The 16327-nt window shown below is 68.7% G+C and carries 16 protein-coding genes; 10 read left to right on the forward strand and 6 right to left on the reverse strand.

Features of this window, described 5'->3' with window-relative positions; all coding sequences use genetic code 11:
- Nucleotides 1-26: 26 nt before the first annotated feature.
- The 3 genes from B146_RS28525 to efp all read right to left on the reverse strand — a co-directional run bounded on the left by B146_RS28525 (nucleotide 27) and on the right by efp (nucleotide 4363).
- On the reverse strand, nucleotides 27-2006 hold the full coding sequence (locus B146_RS28525; RefSeq protein WP_019998242.1) for a methyl-accepting chemotaxis protein: 1980 nt from the start codon (nucleotides 2004-2006) through the stop codon (nucleotides 27-29).
- 296 nt (nucleotides 2007-2302) lie between these two features.
- Nucleotides 2303-3643, reverse strand: a complete 1341-nt coding sequence (locus B146_RS26775) for an O-antigen ligase family protein (protein WP_019998243.1) — start codon at nucleotides 3641-3643, stop codon at nucleotides 2303-2305.
- A gap of 150 nt (nucleotides 3644-3793) precedes the next feature.
- Nucleotides 3794-4363: an elongation factor P gene (efp, locus tag B146_RS0119910; RefSeq protein ID WP_019998244.1), complete on the reverse strand. Its 570-nt coding sequence runs from the start codon at nucleotides 4361-4363 to the stop codon at nucleotides 3794-3796.
- A 96-nt stretch (nucleotides 4364-4459) separates the two neighbouring features.
- On the opposite strand from efp, the gene epmA reads away from it, so the two are divergent.
- From epmA to B146_RS0119940, 6 genes are all read left to right on the forward strand, one after another.
- Nucleotides 4460-5512, forward strand: a complete 1053-nt coding sequence (gene epmA / locus B146_RS0119915) for an EF-P lysine aminoacylase EpmA (protein WP_019998245.1) — start codon at nucleotides 4460-4462, stop codon at nucleotides 5510-5512.
- Nucleotides 5509-6555, forward strand: coding sequence for a lysine-2,3-aminomutase-like protein (locus B146_RS0119920; RefSeq protein WP_019998246.1), 1047 nt, complete (start codon nucleotides 5509-5511; stop codon nucleotides 6553-6555). The genes epmA and B146_RS0119920 overlap by 4 nt, the downstream gene beginning before the upstream one ends.
- Nucleotides 6556-6757: 202 nt before the next feature.
- Nucleotides 6758-6931, forward strand: a complete 174-nt coding sequence (locus B146_RS29950; RefSeq protein WP_244498257.1) for an HNH endonuclease — start codon at nucleotides 6758-6760, stop codon at nucleotides 6929-6931.
- A gap of 176 nt (nucleotides 6932-7107) precedes the next feature.
- Entirely contained in the window at nucleotides 7108-7290 is a 183-nt protein-coding gene (locus tag B146_RS0119930; protein ID WP_019998248.1) for a hypothetical protein, read from the forward strand.
- A gap of 125 nt (nucleotides 7291-7415) precedes the next feature.
- Nucleotides 7416-8303 (forward strand): EamA family transporter, encoded by an 888-nt coding sequence (locus B146_RS0119935; protein ID WP_019998249.1) that lies wholly within the window; start codon nucleotides 7416-7418, stop codon nucleotides 8301-8303.
- Between the two features lie 63 nt (nucleotides 8304-8366).
- Nucleotides 8367-8573: a hypothetical protein gene (locus tag B146_RS0119940; RefSeq protein WP_019998250.1), complete on the forward strand. Its 207-nt coding sequence runs from the start codon at nucleotides 8367-8369 to the stop codon at nucleotides 8571-8573.
- 128 nt (nucleotides 8574-8701) lie between these two features.
- On the opposite strand, the gene B146_RS30130 is transcribed toward B146_RS0119940, so the two are convergent.
- The gene (locus B146_RS30130) at nucleotides 8702-8833 is read right to left on the reverse strand and encodes a hypothetical protein (protein WP_019998251.1); all 132 of its coding nucleotides are present in this window, start codon (nucleotides 8831-8833) and stop codon (nucleotides 8702-8704) included.
- A 421-nt stretch (nucleotides 8834-9254) separates the two neighbouring features.
- On the opposite strand from B146_RS30130, the gene B146_RS0119950 reads away from it, so the two are divergent.
- The 3 genes from B146_RS0119950 (at nucleotide 9255) to B146_RS0119960 (ending at nucleotide 11163) form a co-directional block, all read left to right on the forward strand.
- Nucleotides 9255-9464: a cold-shock protein gene (locus B146_RS0119950; RefSeq protein WP_019998252.1), complete on the forward strand. Its 210-nt coding sequence runs from the start codon at nucleotides 9255-9257 to the stop codon at nucleotides 9462-9464.
- A gap of 680 nt (nucleotides 9465-10144) precedes the next feature.
- Complete coding sequence (locus B146_RS29955) at nucleotides 10145-10288, forward strand: hypothetical protein (RefSeq protein ID WP_019998253.1); 144 nt, start codon at nucleotides 10145-10147, stop codon at nucleotides 10286-10288.
- A gap of 218 nt (nucleotides 10289-10506) precedes the next feature.
- A complete protein-coding gene (locus B146_RS0119960; protein ID WP_155897615.1) occupies nucleotides 10507-11163 on the forward strand; it encodes a Crp/Fnr family transcriptional regulator in 657 nt (218 codons plus the stop codon).
- On the opposite strand, the gene cydC is transcribed toward B146_RS0119960, so the two are convergent.
- A complete protein-coding gene (gene cydC / locus B146_RS0119965) occupies nucleotides 11160-12818 on the reverse strand; it encodes a thiol reductant ABC exporter subunit CydC (protein WP_019998255.1) in 1659 nt (552 codons plus the stop codon). The two genes, B146_RS0119960 and cydC, sit on opposite strands and share 4 nt — an antisense overlap.
- Nucleotides 12815-14593: a thiol reductant ABC exporter subunit CydD gene (gene cydD, locus B146_RS0119970; RefSeq protein ID WP_019998256.1), complete on the reverse strand. Its 1779-nt coding sequence runs from the start codon at nucleotides 14591-14593 to the stop codon at nucleotides 12815-12817. The genes cydC and cydD overlap by 4 nt, the downstream gene beginning before the upstream one ends.
- A 146-nt stretch (nucleotides 14594-14739) precedes the next feature.
- Here cydD and B146_RS0119975 point away from each other — a divergent pair, with 146 nt between their 5' ends.
- Entirely contained in the window at nucleotides 14740-16326 is a 1587-nt protein-coding gene (locus B146_RS0119975) for a cytochrome ubiquinol oxidase subunit I (protein ID WP_019998257.1), read from the forward strand.
- Nucleotide 16327: the final 1 nt, after the last annotated feature.

Raw genomic sequence — 16327 nt, forward strand, 5'->3', positions numbered from 1 at the left:
CGACCCCTCGTGAGCGAAGGCGCGTCTCAGGCGGCATCGCGGCGATGCGCTTCGGTCCGCTCGTCCTCCGAGGGTTCAGCGCTCGTTCGCGCCTGCGCTGACGCCTCGGCCACGGGCTGGCTCGGTTCCAACGCCGGCTCGGGCGCTTGCCCCGCCTCGCCCGTGCGAAAAAAGGTCATGGTGTCGGCGAGCCGTCCGGCTTCGCTCGAAAGGTCGCCCGCCGTTCGGGCCATGCGGTCGGCGCCGTCGCGATTGCCCTGCGTCACCCGGTCGAGCTGGTGGATTGCCTGAGCGATCTGCTCGACGCCCACCGACTGCTCGCGGCAGGCGGCCGAGATTTCCGACACGAGGTCGGCCGTTCGATTGATCTCGGGCAGAAGCTCGGCGAGTCGCACCCCCGCGCCCTCGGCCACTTCGAGCGTTTCAGCGGAAACGCTCGCGATCTCGTCGGCGGCCTCGCCCGAGCGCTCGGCGAGCTTGCGCACTTCCGAGGCCACCACCGCGAAACCCTTGCCATGCGCGCCGGCGCGCGCGGCCTCGATCGCGGCGTTGAGCGCCAGAAGGTCGGTCCGACGCGCGATCTCCTGCACGATCCGCACCGAGGCGGCGATCGACTTCATCGCCTCGACGGAGCGCGCCACCGCTTTGTCGGTGGACACGGCATGTTCGCGGGCGGTCGCCGCAATCCGCTCCGTCACCGCCGCGTTGTCGGCGTTCTGGCGAATATTGGCCGACATTTGCTCGATCGCGGCCGAGGCCTGTTCGGACGCCGCGCCGCCCTTGTGCGAGCCCGTGGCGAGATCCCCCGCCGTCGCGGCCGACAGCGCCGAGCCGGAGGCGACCAGCGCCGAGGAGGCCCGCACGTCGGTCACGATGGCGGACAGTTTGCCCGTCATCTCGCCGACGGCGCGCTGGAGTTCGGCGATCTCGTCGTTGCCTGTCGGGGCAACGGTCTGGGTCAGGTCGCCCGACCCCACGGCATCGACGAGCCGCACGGCTCGGCGCAGGCGGGTGGCGATGGAATGGGTGAGCCAGAGCATCATGCCGATGCCGAGAACGAGCGCGGCGCCGACGAGGGCGGCGAGACGGTCGCGCGTGTGCCCATAGGACGCCTGCGCCTCGTCGAGGAAGCCGCGCGCCTGCGCCTGCGCCGCTTGCGTCAGCGCATCCAGCCGCGCCTCGACGCGCTCGGCGGCCGGCCGCTGCACCGTGTCGAGATAATGGGTCGTCTGCGTGGCGCGCGCCTTCATCCCCTCCTCGGCCAGCGGCTGCATGGCGTCGAAGGACTGGTTCCAGGTCTCGGAAATCTGAGCGATCATGCGTTCGGTGCCGATCGGGGCGATCTCGCTCAGGCCGTCGAACTTGCGAGCCACCAGCTTCTTCAGCCCTTCGAACCGCTTGAACGCCGCCTGGCGCGCATCGTCCTCGGCGGTCGAGAGAATGTCGACCAGCGACAGCCGGGCTTCGAACATGTTGGTCTCGATGTCCGACAGCGTCTGGCGCGCCTCGAAGGCGGACGCCCCCTTGCCGGCGAGCTGACTGCGCAGCATGCGCAGCTTTCCGGTCAGATCCTTCTCGATCGGGGCCAGCGCCTCGCGCGCATGGGCGACGGCCCATAGGTCGGTTGCGGCCGCCCCGGCGAACGCGGCATCCGACACCGGTCGCAGATCCCGCACCAGCGCCACGAGATCGCCGTCGGCCGACGGCCCGGCGGCTTCGACCTGCGCGAGCCGCTTGTCCAGAAGCGTCCAGGCGCTCGCATATTCGGCGCTCATGTCGACCGATCCGGTCGAGGAATAGGCCGCGCGGACGATGCGGTGGATGCGCTCCAACTCGCCGGAGATGCCGATCGTCGCCTGCACCATCTGGAACGGCCGGCTGGCGAATTCCGCCATGGTGCGGCTGCTCTGGTCGAGCGAGACGAGGGCGCTGACGCCGACGCCCGTGGTGAGAAGGAGAAGCGCGCCGAAGGTGGCGGCGAGCTTGGTTCGAATGGTGATCTTCATGCCACTTTTCCCGCCCTTGCGGGGCGGCCCTGGTCCGAAAGCGGCCCTGGGTTGCCGTCTTCGACCTTGCCAGTGGGTGAAGATACCCGTCTCAATTGACGGCTGTCGGGAGCTGAAACACGGTCTTGTTTCACCCGGAAATCCGCAAAGCCCTCCGGGTCAGTCCCTTGCCGCGATGGCGGACGTCATGAAATCTTCACGATGAAATTTCGGCCACGGAGGGCTCGCGGACCGGTTCGGGAGGGTTTCGCCCTGCCTGCACCTCGCGAGACTCGCTCTCGCTCGAAGCCTGTCGGTCAGGCCGTGCGGAAGCGGCCGAGAAGGTTGAGGCCCGCGACCATCAGGAAGGTCATGATCCAGAGCGTGTTCGCCCGCTCGAAGAAGAAGCTTTCCAGAAGCGCGTTCAGGAGCAGGAACAGGAGCGACATCAGGAAGAAGTCGGCGAGATGCGCGCTCTCGCGCCCGCCGCGCACACGCAGGTAAGCCACAAGCGGCGCGCCGACGAGCACCCAGAGCGCCAGCACGAGGCCGGGCCAGCCGATCGACAAGGCGATGTCGAGATAGCCCTCATGCGCGTTCACCGCGCCGCGCGGGTCCCAGGCGAACTCCATGGGCACTTCCTGCTGGGCGAGATTGGCCGCCGTCCAGAAGGCGCCGAAGCCGTAGCCGGTCCAGCCGTGGCTCTGGAGGGCGTTCAGCGCGAGACGCCAGAGTTCGAGACGCCCCGTGAAGCTGGTGCCCGGCGCGATGGACTGCACGACCCGGTGGGAAAAGGGGAAGATCACCGACCCCACGGTGAAGAAGGCGGCCCCCGCGAGCGCCACGACCGACACGATCACCGGCGCGGCGCGCACTCGCAGGACATGCGCCGACATGACCACCGCGAAGACGATGACCGTCAGGCCGAGCGAGGTCTTGGAGCCGGTGCGCAGGATGAAGATGGCGGACAGGACGGCGATCAGCGCTCCGAGCACCCAATGGCCCATGCGGAACAGATAGACGCCGGAGAAGAAGAACACGGCCATCACGGCGCCCGCCACGTTCTTGTGGCTGTAGATGCCGCGCCAGAGCCCGGCATGGACATCGCCCACATGGCGCCCGAGGCTCGGCCAGACGAAGACGCCGAGATAGGACAGGAACAAGGCCGCGAGAACCGCGACGGCCAGCGCGAAGCGCAGGGCGCGCCCGTCCGGCGGCAGGCACAGGGCGCCGGTGACGGCCACCATGGAGATCGTGGAGAACACGACGCCGCGCATCGTATCGCTGGGATCGGACGTTTCGAAGGCGGACAGGGCGAACCAGAGCGTCAGCAGGACCCAGCTCGGCCGCAGCAGCGAGCGGGCGACACGCCGGTCGGTGAACACGAGATGGCCCACCAGCGCGATGCCGGCCAGAAGACCGTAGCCGAGCTGGTTGAGGATATTGCCGCCGGTGTCGCCCGTATACACGGCCGCATAGGGCGTCAGGCTGACGAAGCCGACGGTGAGGATGACACTCGCCAGAAGCGTGCGAAGCGCATAGACGGCCTGCGCCGAGGCGTCCGCCGGCGCGGAGCCGGCACGACCATGGCGGGAGCCGAGCGCTCCCGCGCCTTGGCCGGAGCGACCCGGCAGGTTCGACCCCGCGAACGACGACATGACCCAATCCCCCGCGCGAGCGATGCCGGGACGATCTTCGCCTCGTCCCGCGCATCCGCATCCTTGCGCGAGGATGGTTAACGGCGCCTCACCGAGGGGGCAAGGCGCCGCTGGCGTTCGGTGCTTTCGAAAACCGCTTAAGGCCCGCGATCAGTCCTTGGCGCGCTCGACATAGGAGCCGTCGGCCGTCATGACGACGATGCGCGTGCCGGCCGCGATATGCGGGGGAACCAGCGTGCGAACGCCGTTCGAGAGAACCGCCGGCTTGTAGGACGAGGACGCCGTCTGGCCCTTGGTGGTGGGCTCGGTCTCGACCACTTCGTAGATCGCGCGCTGCGGCAGCTCGATCGAGATGGCGCTGCCATCGTAGACCGAGAGCTGCACGGTCATGTTTTCCTGGAGATAGGGGGCCGCGTCGCCGATCACGGATTCGGGCACGGTCAGCTGGTCGAAGGATTCCGGGTTCATGAAGTGGAAGCCGTCGCCGTCCGAATACAGGAACGTGTGGTCGCGCTCCTCCACGAAGGCGCGCTCGACCTGCTCGGTCGTGCGGTAGCGCTCGGAGACCTTGGTGCCGTCCGAGATGCGGCGCATGTCGAGCTGCGTGACGGGCGTGCCCTTGCCAGGATGGATGTTCTCGGCAAAGAGAATGACATAAAGCTTGCCGTCTTCGCGTTCGACGACGTTCCCCTTGCGGAGCGAGCTGGCGATCACCTTCACGGGTGTTGTTCCCTCTTATGGCTTTGGTTGGGAGCGCCCTAACGCATCTTCGCCCCGTAAGCCAGCCGCCAACGCCTTTTCGAGTTCCGAGCCGCCATGACCGACCGATCGCCCTGGTGGGCGCCCCATGTCCATGCCGACCGCCGCCCGCGCCTTCTGCAGCGCGGACGGATCAAGGCCGCCATCCGCGGTTTCCTGGGGGATCAGGGGTTCGTCGAGGTCGAAACGGCGGCGCTTCAGGTCTCCCCCGGCAACGAGGCGCATCTTTCCGCCTTCGCCACGCAAATGCAGCGCATCGAGGGCGGGAGCCAGCCGCTCTATCTCCACACCTCGCCGGAATTCGCCTGCAAGAAGCTGCTCGCTGCGGGTGAAACGCATCTCTTCACCTTCGCGCCGGTCTTTCGCAACCGCGAGCGCGGCGCGCTGCACTCGCCCGAATTCACCATGCTCGAATGGTATCGCGCGGGCGAAAGCTACGAGCGGCTGATGGCGGATGCGAGCGCCCTCCTGCGGCTGGCCGCCGAAACCGCCGGCGCGAGCGAGTTCCGCTTTCGCGGCCGCACCGTCGATCCCTTCGCCGAGCCGGAGCGGATCAGCGTGTCCGAGGCCTTCCGGCGCTTCGTCGGCTTCGACATTCTGGCAACCGTCGACGAGACCGGCGCGACGGATCGCGACGCGCTGGCCGGGGCCATGCGCGAGGCGGGGCTGCGCGCGACAGTCGAGGACAGCTGGTCCGATCTCTTCAGCCGCGCCCTCGTGGAGCGCGTCGAGCCCGCGATCGGCAATGGCCGCGCGACGATCCTCGACGAGTATCCCGTCGCGGAAGCCGCGCTCGCCCGCCGCTCGGCGCGCGATCCGCGCGTGTCCGAGCGGTTCGAGCTCTATGCCTGCGGCGTGGAGCTGGCCAACGCCTTCGGCGAGCTGACCGACGCCGCCGAGCAGCGCCGCCGCCTCGAGGCCGAGATGGACGAGAAGCAGCGCGTCTATGGCGAGCGCTATCCGCTGGACGAGGATTTCCTCGCAGCGCTCGCGCGGATGCCGGAAGCGTCGGGCATCGCGCTCGGCTTCGATCGCCTCGTCATGCTGGCGCTCGGCGCGTCCCGCATCGACGACGTGATCTGGACGCCGGTCGCGGAGCCCGCGCCGTGAGCCGCCCGCTGCGCTCGGCCGAGGCGATCGTCGCCGCCGGCCTCGCGCCGGCCGAGCGGCTGGACGCGCTCTCGAAGGTCGCGGCGCGCTACGCCGTGTCGGTGACGCCGGACATGGCCGACCTGATCGAGGCGCCGGACGATCCGATCGCGCGCCAGTTCGTGCCCGACGAGGCAGAGCTTCTGCAGACGGCGGACGAGGACGCCGATCCGATCGGCGACGGGGCGCATTCGCCCCTTCCCGGCATCGTCCATCGCTATCCCGACCGCGTGCTCCTGAAGCCGCTGCATGTCTGCCCGGTCTATTGCCGCTTCTGCTTCCGGCGCGAGATGGTCGGCCCGGAAGGGCTCGGCACCCTGTCGGAGGTCGAACTTGCCGCCGCGCTCGCCTATGTCGCGAGCCATGAGGAGATCTGGGAAGTGGTGGTGACGGGCGGCGATCCCTTCGCGCTGTCGCCGCGCCGCCTCGCCGATCTCTGCGAGCGGCTCGGGCAGATCGCGCATGTGAAGGTTCTGCGCTTTCACACGCGCGTTCCCGTGGTGGAGCCGGCGCGCGTGTCGCCCGAGTTGGTGGCGGCGCTGCGGCGCTTTCCCGGCGCCGTCTTCGTCGCGCTTCACGCCAACCATCCGCGCGAATTCGCCCCGGCGGCGACGGAGGCGATCGCGCGGCTGGTGGATGCCGGCCTTCCCATGGTCAGCCAGAGCGTGCTTCTGCGCGGCGTCAACGACGATCCCGAAACCCTGGCGCTTCTGATGCGCCGTTTCGTGGAGAACCGGATCAAGCCCTATTATCTCCACCAGGGCGATCTCGCGCCAGGCACCAGCCATCTGCGCACGGAGATTTCCGAGGGCCAGGCTCTGATGCGCGGGCTGCGCGGGCGTGTGTCGGGCCTTTGCCAACCGACCTATGTGCTCGACATTCCCGGCGGCCACGGCAAGGTTCCGATCGGCCCCGCCTATCTCTCGCAGACGCCGGACGGCTGGCAGGTGGAAGACCCCGGCGGCACGATCCACGACCATCCGCCGCGCCGGCCGGCCCGGTGATCGTCCCAAGGATTCCGCCCGAGTGATCGCCCGGCTGGCAGGGCGCTGATCCGTTTCGCCGCAGCGCCTTGCCGCCGGGCGCGCTGCCCGCCACCTTGGCTCCATGAGCGCGCTCGAACCCTGTTCCTGCTGGTTGTGCGGTCGCCCGCTCGGGCGGCGCGTCGAATGGCATCACCCGCGCCCCAAGAGCCGGGGCGGGCGCGTGACCGTTCCCGTTCACCCGATCTGCCATCGCACCATCCATGCGAGCTTCACCAATGTGGAACTCGCGCGGCTGGAGGCCGAGGGCGTCGCCCTGTCGGGCCATCCGAAGCTGGAGCGCTTCCTCAGCTGGATCGCCCGCAAGCCGCCCGACTTCCACGCGCCGACGCGGTGAAGCCGCGACTCGGGGGGTGCTGGAGCGCCGCACTCTCGGGGCAAGGCGGGCGGCTCGGTTTTCCAAAGGATTAAACGTCGCCAAGTGCTGATTTTGCCGGGGAAATCCAGCCGGACGCAAGTCCGCGCAAACGCTCCCCATGCGATGCTCGCTCCATCAGAATCGGAGATCGAGCCATGGCGCAAACCGCCCTCCAGACCCAGGACGACCTCGACCGCACCGTCGAATTGGCCCTTGCCGAAGTCGATGGCGACACGCTTCAGGCGCTGCGCAATCTCGTCCTGCGCCAGCGCGAGCTGGAGATCGAACTGAGCCGCACCGTGTCGGCCGGCTATGTCCGTCGCCGTCCGGCTGCCTGACGCATCCAGTCACCGCGAGGGGCGTTCCGCGCCCCTTGCCCCGAGCCTGTTCAAGGGAGGGGGAAAGGCCTAGAGCGTATCGCTGAGCCCCGCGCGGCTTTTGAGGACGCTCCGAAAGGCCGGCCATGGACACGCCCCTCCTTCCGCTTCGGCATTTTCTTCTCGGCCTTGCGGTGGTCGCCGTCTGGGGCACCAATTTCGTGGTGATCCATGTCGGGCTGGAGCACCTGCCCCCGCTCCTCTTCGCCGCGCTGCGCTTCTTCTTCGCCGCTCTCCCCGGCGTCTTCCTTCTGCCGCGCCCCCGCGTGCCCTGGCTTCATCTCGCGGCCTATGGCGTCCTGATCGGGGCCGGGCAGTTCGGTCTTCTCTTCGTGGCCATGCGCAGCGAGATTTCGCCGGGCCTCGCCTCGCTGGTGGTCCAGTCGCAGGTCTTCTTCACGATCGGCCTGTCCATGTGGCTGTCGGGCGAGCGTGTGCGGCCGTATCAGGGCGTCGCGCTCTTGCTCGGCATCGCCGGCCTCGGGGTGATCCTCACCCATACGGACGGCTCCACGACGCCGCTCGGCCTCGGGCTCGTCGTTCTGGCGGCCATGTGCTGGGCCGGGGGCAATATCGTCGCGCGGGCGAGCGGCGCGATCAACATGCTTCCCTATGTGATCTGGGCGAGCCTCTTCTCGGCGCCGCCGCTCTTCGCCCTGTCCTTCCTGGTGGAAGGCTGGCCCGCCATTCGCGAGGGGCTGGCGGCGGCGGATGCGGTCACCTGGGCCGCCGTTCTCTGGCAGACGGTCGGCAACACGCTTTTCGGCTATGCCGCCTGGGGCTGGCTCCTGTCGCGGCACCCGGCCGCGCTGGTGACGCCGCTCGCCCTGCTCGTGCCCCTGTTCGGCATGGGCGCGTCCGCCCTCCTCCTCGGCGAATCGCTGCCCTTCTGGAAGATCGGCGCCGCGCTTCTGGTCATGAGCGGCCTCGTGATCGGAATGCTCTACCCGCGCTGGAAGGCGCGGGGCGCCTGACGCCGGACACCTTTTCCGCTCCCGCGCGTTGACGCCGGAGAGACATGGAAACGAGGCGCCATCATGAGCCATGAAACAGAGCGCGACGCGCTGTCGACGGGAGCGAACGCAAGGCCCCTGGACACCGGTATCGCGCAGACCGCCGCCGGCCTTCCCGACGACACCGGCCGCCCCGTGCCGCTCGGCGACGCCGAGGAACGCCGCATCGCCGAGACGCTGACCGGAGACCGGAGCGAGGCGGAAGCCGAAACCGAGGCGCATCCGTCCTGACGCTTCGCCGAAGGCCTGACGAGGCCGAACAGGCGAAGCAGCCGAGAAAAAACGCGAAGGAGGCGGAACCCCGCCTCCCGAGCACCGTTAGCAAAGGTGCGCGGCTCGATGAGCTCGCGCGGGACGTCTCACCCGACCATGCGCAGGATGTATTGCGGTAGCGGCGGGAACGCCAGACACGCGGCGGCGAAGATCCCGGCGGCCGTCAGGGCGAGGGCGGTCATATCGACGACAAAGGTCATCACGCGATCGAGAAGCATGGTGTTCCATTCCTAGCTGGCAGGACAGAAATTCGGCCGATTCGGTTTAGGAGTGGTTAGGAACGATGGCCAAAACCCGACATCGTTCCCCCTGTGTTCCCCATGCCACAGATCTGGGTGAGGAACCCATCGGTTCCGCCGGCTCAGGTTACGCAAGCAACGCGCCGTCGCTCGTCTCTGGAACTGTTCCAAGCTCGGGGAGCGGCAGCGCGTGGGCTTTCGCGCGACATAAAATTATCTGAATCACCCGCTTGAAAAACAGGGGAGTGGTCCTCATAGTATTCCCATCGAACGATGGCCGGAAAGTTTGTCCCCGCGCTGCGGCCCAGCGCAAGATCAACCCACTTCTTCGCAGACTTCGATCACAACGGGGCGCACTCCTTGCGCCTCGAAGGCACAAGACTATATAGAAAGGTGTCCCATGGCTACGGGAACCGTTAAGTGGTTTAATACGGACAAGGGCTACGGCTTCATCGCTCCGGACAATGGTGGTCAGGACGCGTTCGTCCATATCAGCGCCGTGCAGCGCGCTGGTCTGCAGACGCTCCAGGACGGCCAGAAGATCAGCTTCGAGCTGGTCGCGGACCGTCGCACCGGCAAGATGTCGGCAGACAGCCTCAAGGCTCTCTGAGACTGGCCCCAGGTTCGGGCAAGCCCGACCTGTCACAACAATTCTCGCATCCCTCCCGCCGACCACGGATGTACTGGCGGCAGGAGGGGAGCGATCCAAGCGGGTCGATCGAAAGATCCCCGCTGCTTGCGGACCCTGCGCTCACCCGAGCCGCAGGGTTTTGCTTTTTGGGGCTCTGGCGTCCTCCTCCCGGGCGAACAACCGCAGTCGTGTTCCGGCTACGTCGGGGTCCGGTCGCGGCTGGCCTCAACCCTTCCGAGGCGAACGATCGCATCGAAAAGCCGAGGGATCGCCAGCGCATTGGGACCAGCCCCCACCGTCTCCAAATCGCAAGGCAGGTTTGAGCGCGGCGGTCACTGCGGATCTGGGATAAACGTCGAGATCACGATGGCGTGACTGCCCCCCCCCTTTTTTCCCCTCCGACACGCCGACTTCGATCGCGAGCGATCTTCGATCTCAAAACGCAGTTGAACGTTTCGCGCCCATGAGACCCCCTTCTGGGACGCGCGACTGCAGAAGGTCCGTGGTGACTACGGTCTGTCACCGCCATCGGGCGAAGCGCCGCCTTCCGTTCCCGCGGAAGTCTCTTCGCCGCCGGCGTCTTCCTCGCCATCGCCCTCGTTGCGGCGATCGGCTGCTACTCGATCAACAACAAGCCGTTCGACATCTCCACGATCGGCGTGTTCGGCCTCCTCGGCTATCTCCTGATCCGCCTCGGCTGCAAGCCGGCGACGCTGCTGGCGCTGGGCCTTGCCGCCGTGATCGTCGCGCTCCTCCCCTCCATCCGCGCCAAGCGCAAGGAGGTCTTCGTCGAGGACGATTGAGCCAGACCCGCATCGCATGGCAGCACCGGTTCCGGCGCGGGTTGACCCCGCGCCGGAACCGACGCACGTCTAGGGCATCGTGAAGGAAAGCCTTCCTGATCGATTTCTCGAGAGACCGATCCCGCGTGTCCGCTCCCGCTCTGTCCGCTTCGCGCCATCCGGCGCCCCGTTCCCATCGTGCCGCCTGCGGCGCCTGCGCGGATTGCGGCGTGCGCACCATGGCGGTCTGCGCCGCGATGGAAGAGGACGAGATCGGTGCGCTGGAGCGCATCATGACCGGCCGCCGCCTCCAGGCCGACGAGGTCCTGGTGGAGGAAGGCGAGCCGCGCCGGCGCGTCTACAGCCTGACCGACGGCATGCTGCGCCTGTCGATCGCCCTGCCGGACGGGCGACGCCAGATCACCGGCTTTCTCCTGCCGGGCGATTATCTCGGGCTTGCCGACGACGAGACCTATTCCGCAACGGTCGAGGCCGTCACCCCGTCGGCGCTCTGCTCCTTCCCGGTGCGGGAGATGGAAGCGCTCGTGGACAGCCATCCCAAGCTCAAGGACCGCCTGTTCCGCTTCACCCGCGCCGCCCTGCGGCAGGCGCGCGAGAACCAGCTCATTCTCGGCCGGCTCGCGCCCGTCGAAAAGCTCGCCGCCTTTCTGCTGGCCCTGTCGCGCCGGCTGGAAGAGCACAGGCTGCCGGACAACCCGATCCCGCTCGCCATGACGCGCACCGACATTGCCGACTATCTCGGCCTGACCGTGGAAACCGTGTCGCGCTCCTTCACCAAGCTGCGCAACAGTGGTCTGATCCGCCTGCCCGACGCGCATCTCGTTGATATTATCGACCGACCGAGCCTCGAAGCCGTGGCGGGAACGCTGCGCTAGAGCGGCGTCAGACGGCCCTGGTCCAGCCGCAACACGCGGTCCACGACCCCGGCCGGAAGGCGCGCATGGGTGGCGAGAAGGACGCTACGTCCGGCAAGCGCCTTCGGCAGATCGCGAAAGAAGGCGCTTTCCGTTTCCGGGTCGAGCCCGCTCGTCGGCTCGTCCAGAAGGAGGATCGCGGCCGGCGAGAGAAGCGCGCGCGCCAGAACGAGACGCCGCGCCTGCCCCACCGAGAGCGTACGCCCGCCCTCCCCAAGCCAGGTTTCCAGACCGGCCGGCAGCGAGGCGACGAAGTCGGCGAGCCTGGCGCGGTCGAGCGCCTCCCAAAGGGCGTCCTCGTCGGCGTCCGGCCGGCCGATCCGCAGATTGTCGGCAACGGTTCCCAGAAACACCGGCGCGTCCTGTTCCAGAAGCATCACCCGGCGGCGAAGCTCGGCGCTCGCGACCCGCTCGATCGCCTGCCCGCCGATCGCGATCCGTCCGGCCGTCGGCACCTCCAGCCGCACGAGGAGCGACAGGAGCGTGGACTTGCCGCAACCGCTCGGCCCCTCGATCGCGATCCGCTCGCCAAGGTGGAGATCGAGATCGAGGCCGGCGAGGATCGGGCGTTCCGCGCGATGGCCGAACCGGACGCCGCGAAGGCTGAGAGCGCCGGCCTCGGGCAGCGGCACCGGGGCGACGGGCTCCGGCGCGCCGGGCGACAGACGCGACAGGGCGTCCAGCCGCTCCGCCGCCGCCACGGAGGCGCCGAGCCGCGCGACGCTGCGCACCGTGCCTGCCACGGCCTCGAAACTGCCGAGAACGGCGAGCGTCAGTCCGACGAGGAGCGGCGCGCCGATGGCGCCGCGTTGCAGCGCGGCTAGGCCGGGAAGGAGCGTGCCGATCAGCGCCGCGCCACTGAGGGTGTGGATTGCGGCGGTCGCGAGCGCGCTGCGCGCGGCAAGCGCCCGTCGCGCCCGACCGAGGGCGTCGGCGCGCTCCGCAAATCTCTGGCGGGCCGCGCCCATGGCGGCGAAGAGACGAAGGTCCGCCTGCCCTTCGATCGTATCCAGCGCCGCCTCCCGCAGCCGCGCGGCGGCGGCGATGGTGGCCGCGCCCGGCGCGCGCGCGGCGCGGGCGAGCGCCAGCGGCACGAGAACCGTCGCCGCCAGAAAGGCCGCGCCATAGGAGGGCGCCGCGCCCGGCAGGGTGAAGAGGAGCACGGCGAAGGTCAGCCCGCCCGCGCAAAGGCCCGTCACCATCGGCCCGACCGCCAAGAGGAATACGACGTCCAGCGCTTCCACGTCGCCCGTCAGACGCTGCACGAGATCGCCACGCGTGAGGTCCCGCCGCAGCGCCGCGAAGCGCGGCATGGCCTCGCGGAACACATGGGCGCGAATATCGGAGAGAACGCGCAGCGTCGCGTCGTGCCCCACGAGCTTCTCGCCATAGCGCGAGAGGATGCGCAGGAGCGACAGGCCCCGCACCGCCGAGGACGGGCCGAAAAGGTTGAAGCCGAGGGCGGCCGTCGTCAGGAACGCGGCGGTGAGAAACCAGCCCGACAGCGCCAGAAGCGCCGCGCCGGCGAGAAGCGTCGCGAGCGACAGGAGAAGCGCCGCGAGGAACTGGCTTCTGCGCGCGAGAAACAGGGGCGCAAAACGCCGGATCGCCTTCATGCGGCGTCCTCCCTTCTGGCGGCAAGACGGGGGTGGAGCGGGCCGCCGGCCGGGATCAACCGGCCGTTCTCGATGCGCAGGGTCAGGTCCATGCGCGCGGCGACGGCGGCGGAATGGGTGGCGACGAGAAGCGTGCGGCCCTCGCTTCGGACAAAGCGCAGGATGTCGTAGAGAACCTCGGCTTCCGTCTGCGGATCGAGATGCGCCGTCGGCTCGTCCAAGAGCAGGATGGCCGGGCGGCGGAGGTAGAGCCGGGCCAGCGCCACGCGATGCCGCTCGCCGCCCGACAGGCCGAAGCCGCCCTCGCCGATGCGCGAGGCGAGCCCGTCCGGCAGGCCCAGCGCGACGTCGAGAACGCGGGCGCGCTCGGCCGCTTGCGCGACCGCCTCGTCGGAGGCGAGCGGATCGGCCAGGCGAATATTCTCGGCGATGGTGCCGGCGAAGAGATGCGGGCGCTGCGGCAGGAGCGCGACGGCCTCGCGCAGCTGCGCCTCGTCGATGCGATCCAGCGCATGACCGCCGAGGCGGATCGTGCCATCCGCCGCGCGAAGCCCGGCCAGCGCCTCCAGAAGCGAAGACTTGCCGCAGCCGCTTTCGCCGAGCAGCGCCACATGGCGGCCCGGCGCGATCAGGAGGTCCGCGCCGTTCAGGATCGTGCGCGCGCCATCCGGCGTGCGCAGCGTCAGGCTGGAGACCTCGATCCCCGCCGGCTTGGGGAACGCAAGAAGCGGGCGCGAGGACGCGACGCCCGGCGACGACGTGACCACGGGCAGGGTCTCGAACTGCCGGGCGATCTCGGCCACAGCCGCCTTCGCGCCGGCCCGGTCATGGTAATGGGCGGCGAGCTGGCGGAGCGGCTGATAGACCTCCGGCGCCATCAGGAGGCAGAAGAGGCCCGCTTCCAGCGTGAAAGGCGAGACGCGAAGATCGACGAAGCCGAGAAAGGACAGGCCGACATAAAGCGCGACGCCGGCGACCCCGAGCGCGGCGAAGAATTCCAGGACCGCCGAGGAGAGGAAGGCGATGCGCAGGACCCGCAGGGTGCGCCGACGCCAATCCTCGCTCGCTTCCGCCATCCGCTCGGCCTCCGCCTCGGCCCGGCCGAACAGGACGAGGGTCGAGAGGCCGCGCAGCCGATCCCCGAAAAACGCCGATAGGCGCGAGAGCGCATCGGCCTGCGCCTCGCCCGCCGCCTGCGCGCCCCAGCCGACCAGCGCCATGAAGAGCGGGATCAGCGGGGCGGTGGCGAGAAACAGAAGGCCGACCACCCAGTCCACCGGAAAGACGAGCGCCGCGAAGGCGAGCGGCAGAAGCGTCGCCGCGATCATCGCCGGCAGGAAACGCGCGAAGAACCCGTCCAGCGCCTCGACCTGTTCCAGAAGAGCCGAGGCGAGCGCGCCCGAGGCGCGGGACGCCGCCCAATCCGGCTGGCGGGCGGCGAGCGCGTCGAACAGGGCAAGACGCAGGCGCGCCTTGATGCGCTCGGCGCCGGCCGCCCCGGCCCGCTCCGCGCCATAGGCAAGCGCCGCGCGGGCGGCGAACAGCGCGGCGAGCCCGGCAAGCGGGCCGAACGCTTCGCCCGAGCGAAGCTCGCCCGTCGCCGCCGTCCCGAGAAGCCCGGCGAGGATCGAAGCCTGCCAGACGAGAAGCCCGCCCGAGACGAGCGGCAGCGCGAGCGCCCCTGCGAGCGGCGCGCCGCCATGGCGGCGCAGGCCGCTCATCCATCGCCCTTCGCGACGGGCGATGTCCCGCGCCTTTTCCGTGTCCGCCTTCATGGCTCGCTCCGCTTTCGATTGCGGGCGAAGGCGTAGGCCGGCGGCGGCACGGCGGCATTGATTCAAATCAAGGCGCGCCACGCGCGACGGGTCTAGGCCTCGTCGCAGCCGGGCCGTTCCGGCACTTTCCAAAGGCGGGCAGACCCATGATCGACATGACGGTCGTCGACCTGTCGCGACTCCAGTTCGCGGCGACGGCGATGTACCATTTCCTTTTCGTACCCCTGACGATCGGCCTGTCGGTTCTGATGGCCATCATGGAAAGCGTCTATGTGATGACCGGCCGCGAGGTCTGGCGCCGCATGACGCTGTTCTGGGGCACCCTGTTCGGCATCAACTTCGCCATGGGCGTCGCCACCGGCATCGTCATGGAATTCCAGTTCGGCATGAACTGGAGCTATTACAGCCATTATGTCGGCGACGTGTTCGGCGCGCCGCTGGCGATCGAGGGCCTCATGGCCTTCTTCCTGGAAGCGACCTTCATCGGCCTCTTCTTCTTCGGCTGGGACCGCTTGAGCCGCGTCGGGCATCTCGCCGTCACCTGGCTGACGGCGCTCGGGGCCAATTTCTCAGCGCTCTGGATCCTGATCGCCAATGGCTGGATGCAGAATCCGGTCGGCTCGACCTTCAATCCCGAGACGATGCGCATGGAGATCACGGACTTCATGGCCGTGGTGTTCAATCCGGTGGCGCAGGCGAAGTTCGTCCACACCGTGTCGGCCGGCTATGTCACGGGCGCGATGTTCGTGATCAGCATCAGCGCTTGGTTTCTCCTGCGCGGCCGGCATGTCGATCTCGCCAAGCGCTCGATCGCGGTGGCGGCGAGCTTCGGCCTCGCCTCGGCCCTGTCGGTCGTCGTGCTCGGCGACGAGAGCGGCTACACCGCGACCGAGCATCAGAAGATGAAGCTCGCGGCCATGGAGGCCATGTGGCACACCGAGCCCGCGCCGGCCGGCTTCAATCTCTTCGCCATTCCCGGCGACAAGGAAAACTCCTTCGAGGTGCAGGTGCCCTATGCGCTCGGCCTCATCGCCACGCGCTCCATCTCGGGTGAAATTCCCGGCATTCTCGACCTCGTGCAGACGGCCGGCCAGCGCATCCGCAACGGCCAGATCGCCTATGCGGCGATGGAAGCCGTGCGCGCCGACCCGGCCGACGCCAAGGCGCGCGAGACCTTCGCGGCCACCTGGAAGGACCTCGGCTACGCGCTGCTTCTGAAGCGCTACCGCGAGGATGTCGTGAACGCGACGCCTGAGGAGATCACGCAGGCCGCCTTCGACACGGTGCCGGGCGTGGCCCCGCTCTTCTGGGGCTTCCGCCTCATGGTGGTGATCGGCTTCTATCTCATCGCCTTCTTCGCCACCGCCTTCTGGCGTGCCTCGAAGCACCGGATCGGCACCAATCGCGGCCTTCTCTGGATCGCGCTTCTCTCCTTGCCGACACCCTGGATCGCCATCGAGGCCGGCTGGTTCATCGCCGAATATGGCCGCCAGCCCTGGGTGGTGGAAGGCGTGCTGCCGACCTTCTACGCGGCCTCCGGCCTGACGCTGACGGATCTCGCGATCAGCCTCGCCTTCTTCCTGACGCTCTACACCGCGCTCGCCATCGTCATGGTCTTCCTCATGCTGAAGACGATCAAGGCCGGCCCCAAGGCGACCGCCGACCTGATCGACGGCGCGGGCGGCTCGCGCTTCGTGCCCGAGGGCGCCGCCGCATCCCCCGACCATCGCTGAA

The sequence above is a fragment of the Aureimonas ureilytica DSM 18598 = NBRC 106430 genome (assembly GCF_000382705.1).
In the GTDB taxonomy this organism is placed as follows: domain Bacteria; phylum Pseudomonadota; class Alphaproteobacteria; order Rhizobiales; family Rhizobiaceae; genus Aureimonas; species Aureimonas ureilytica.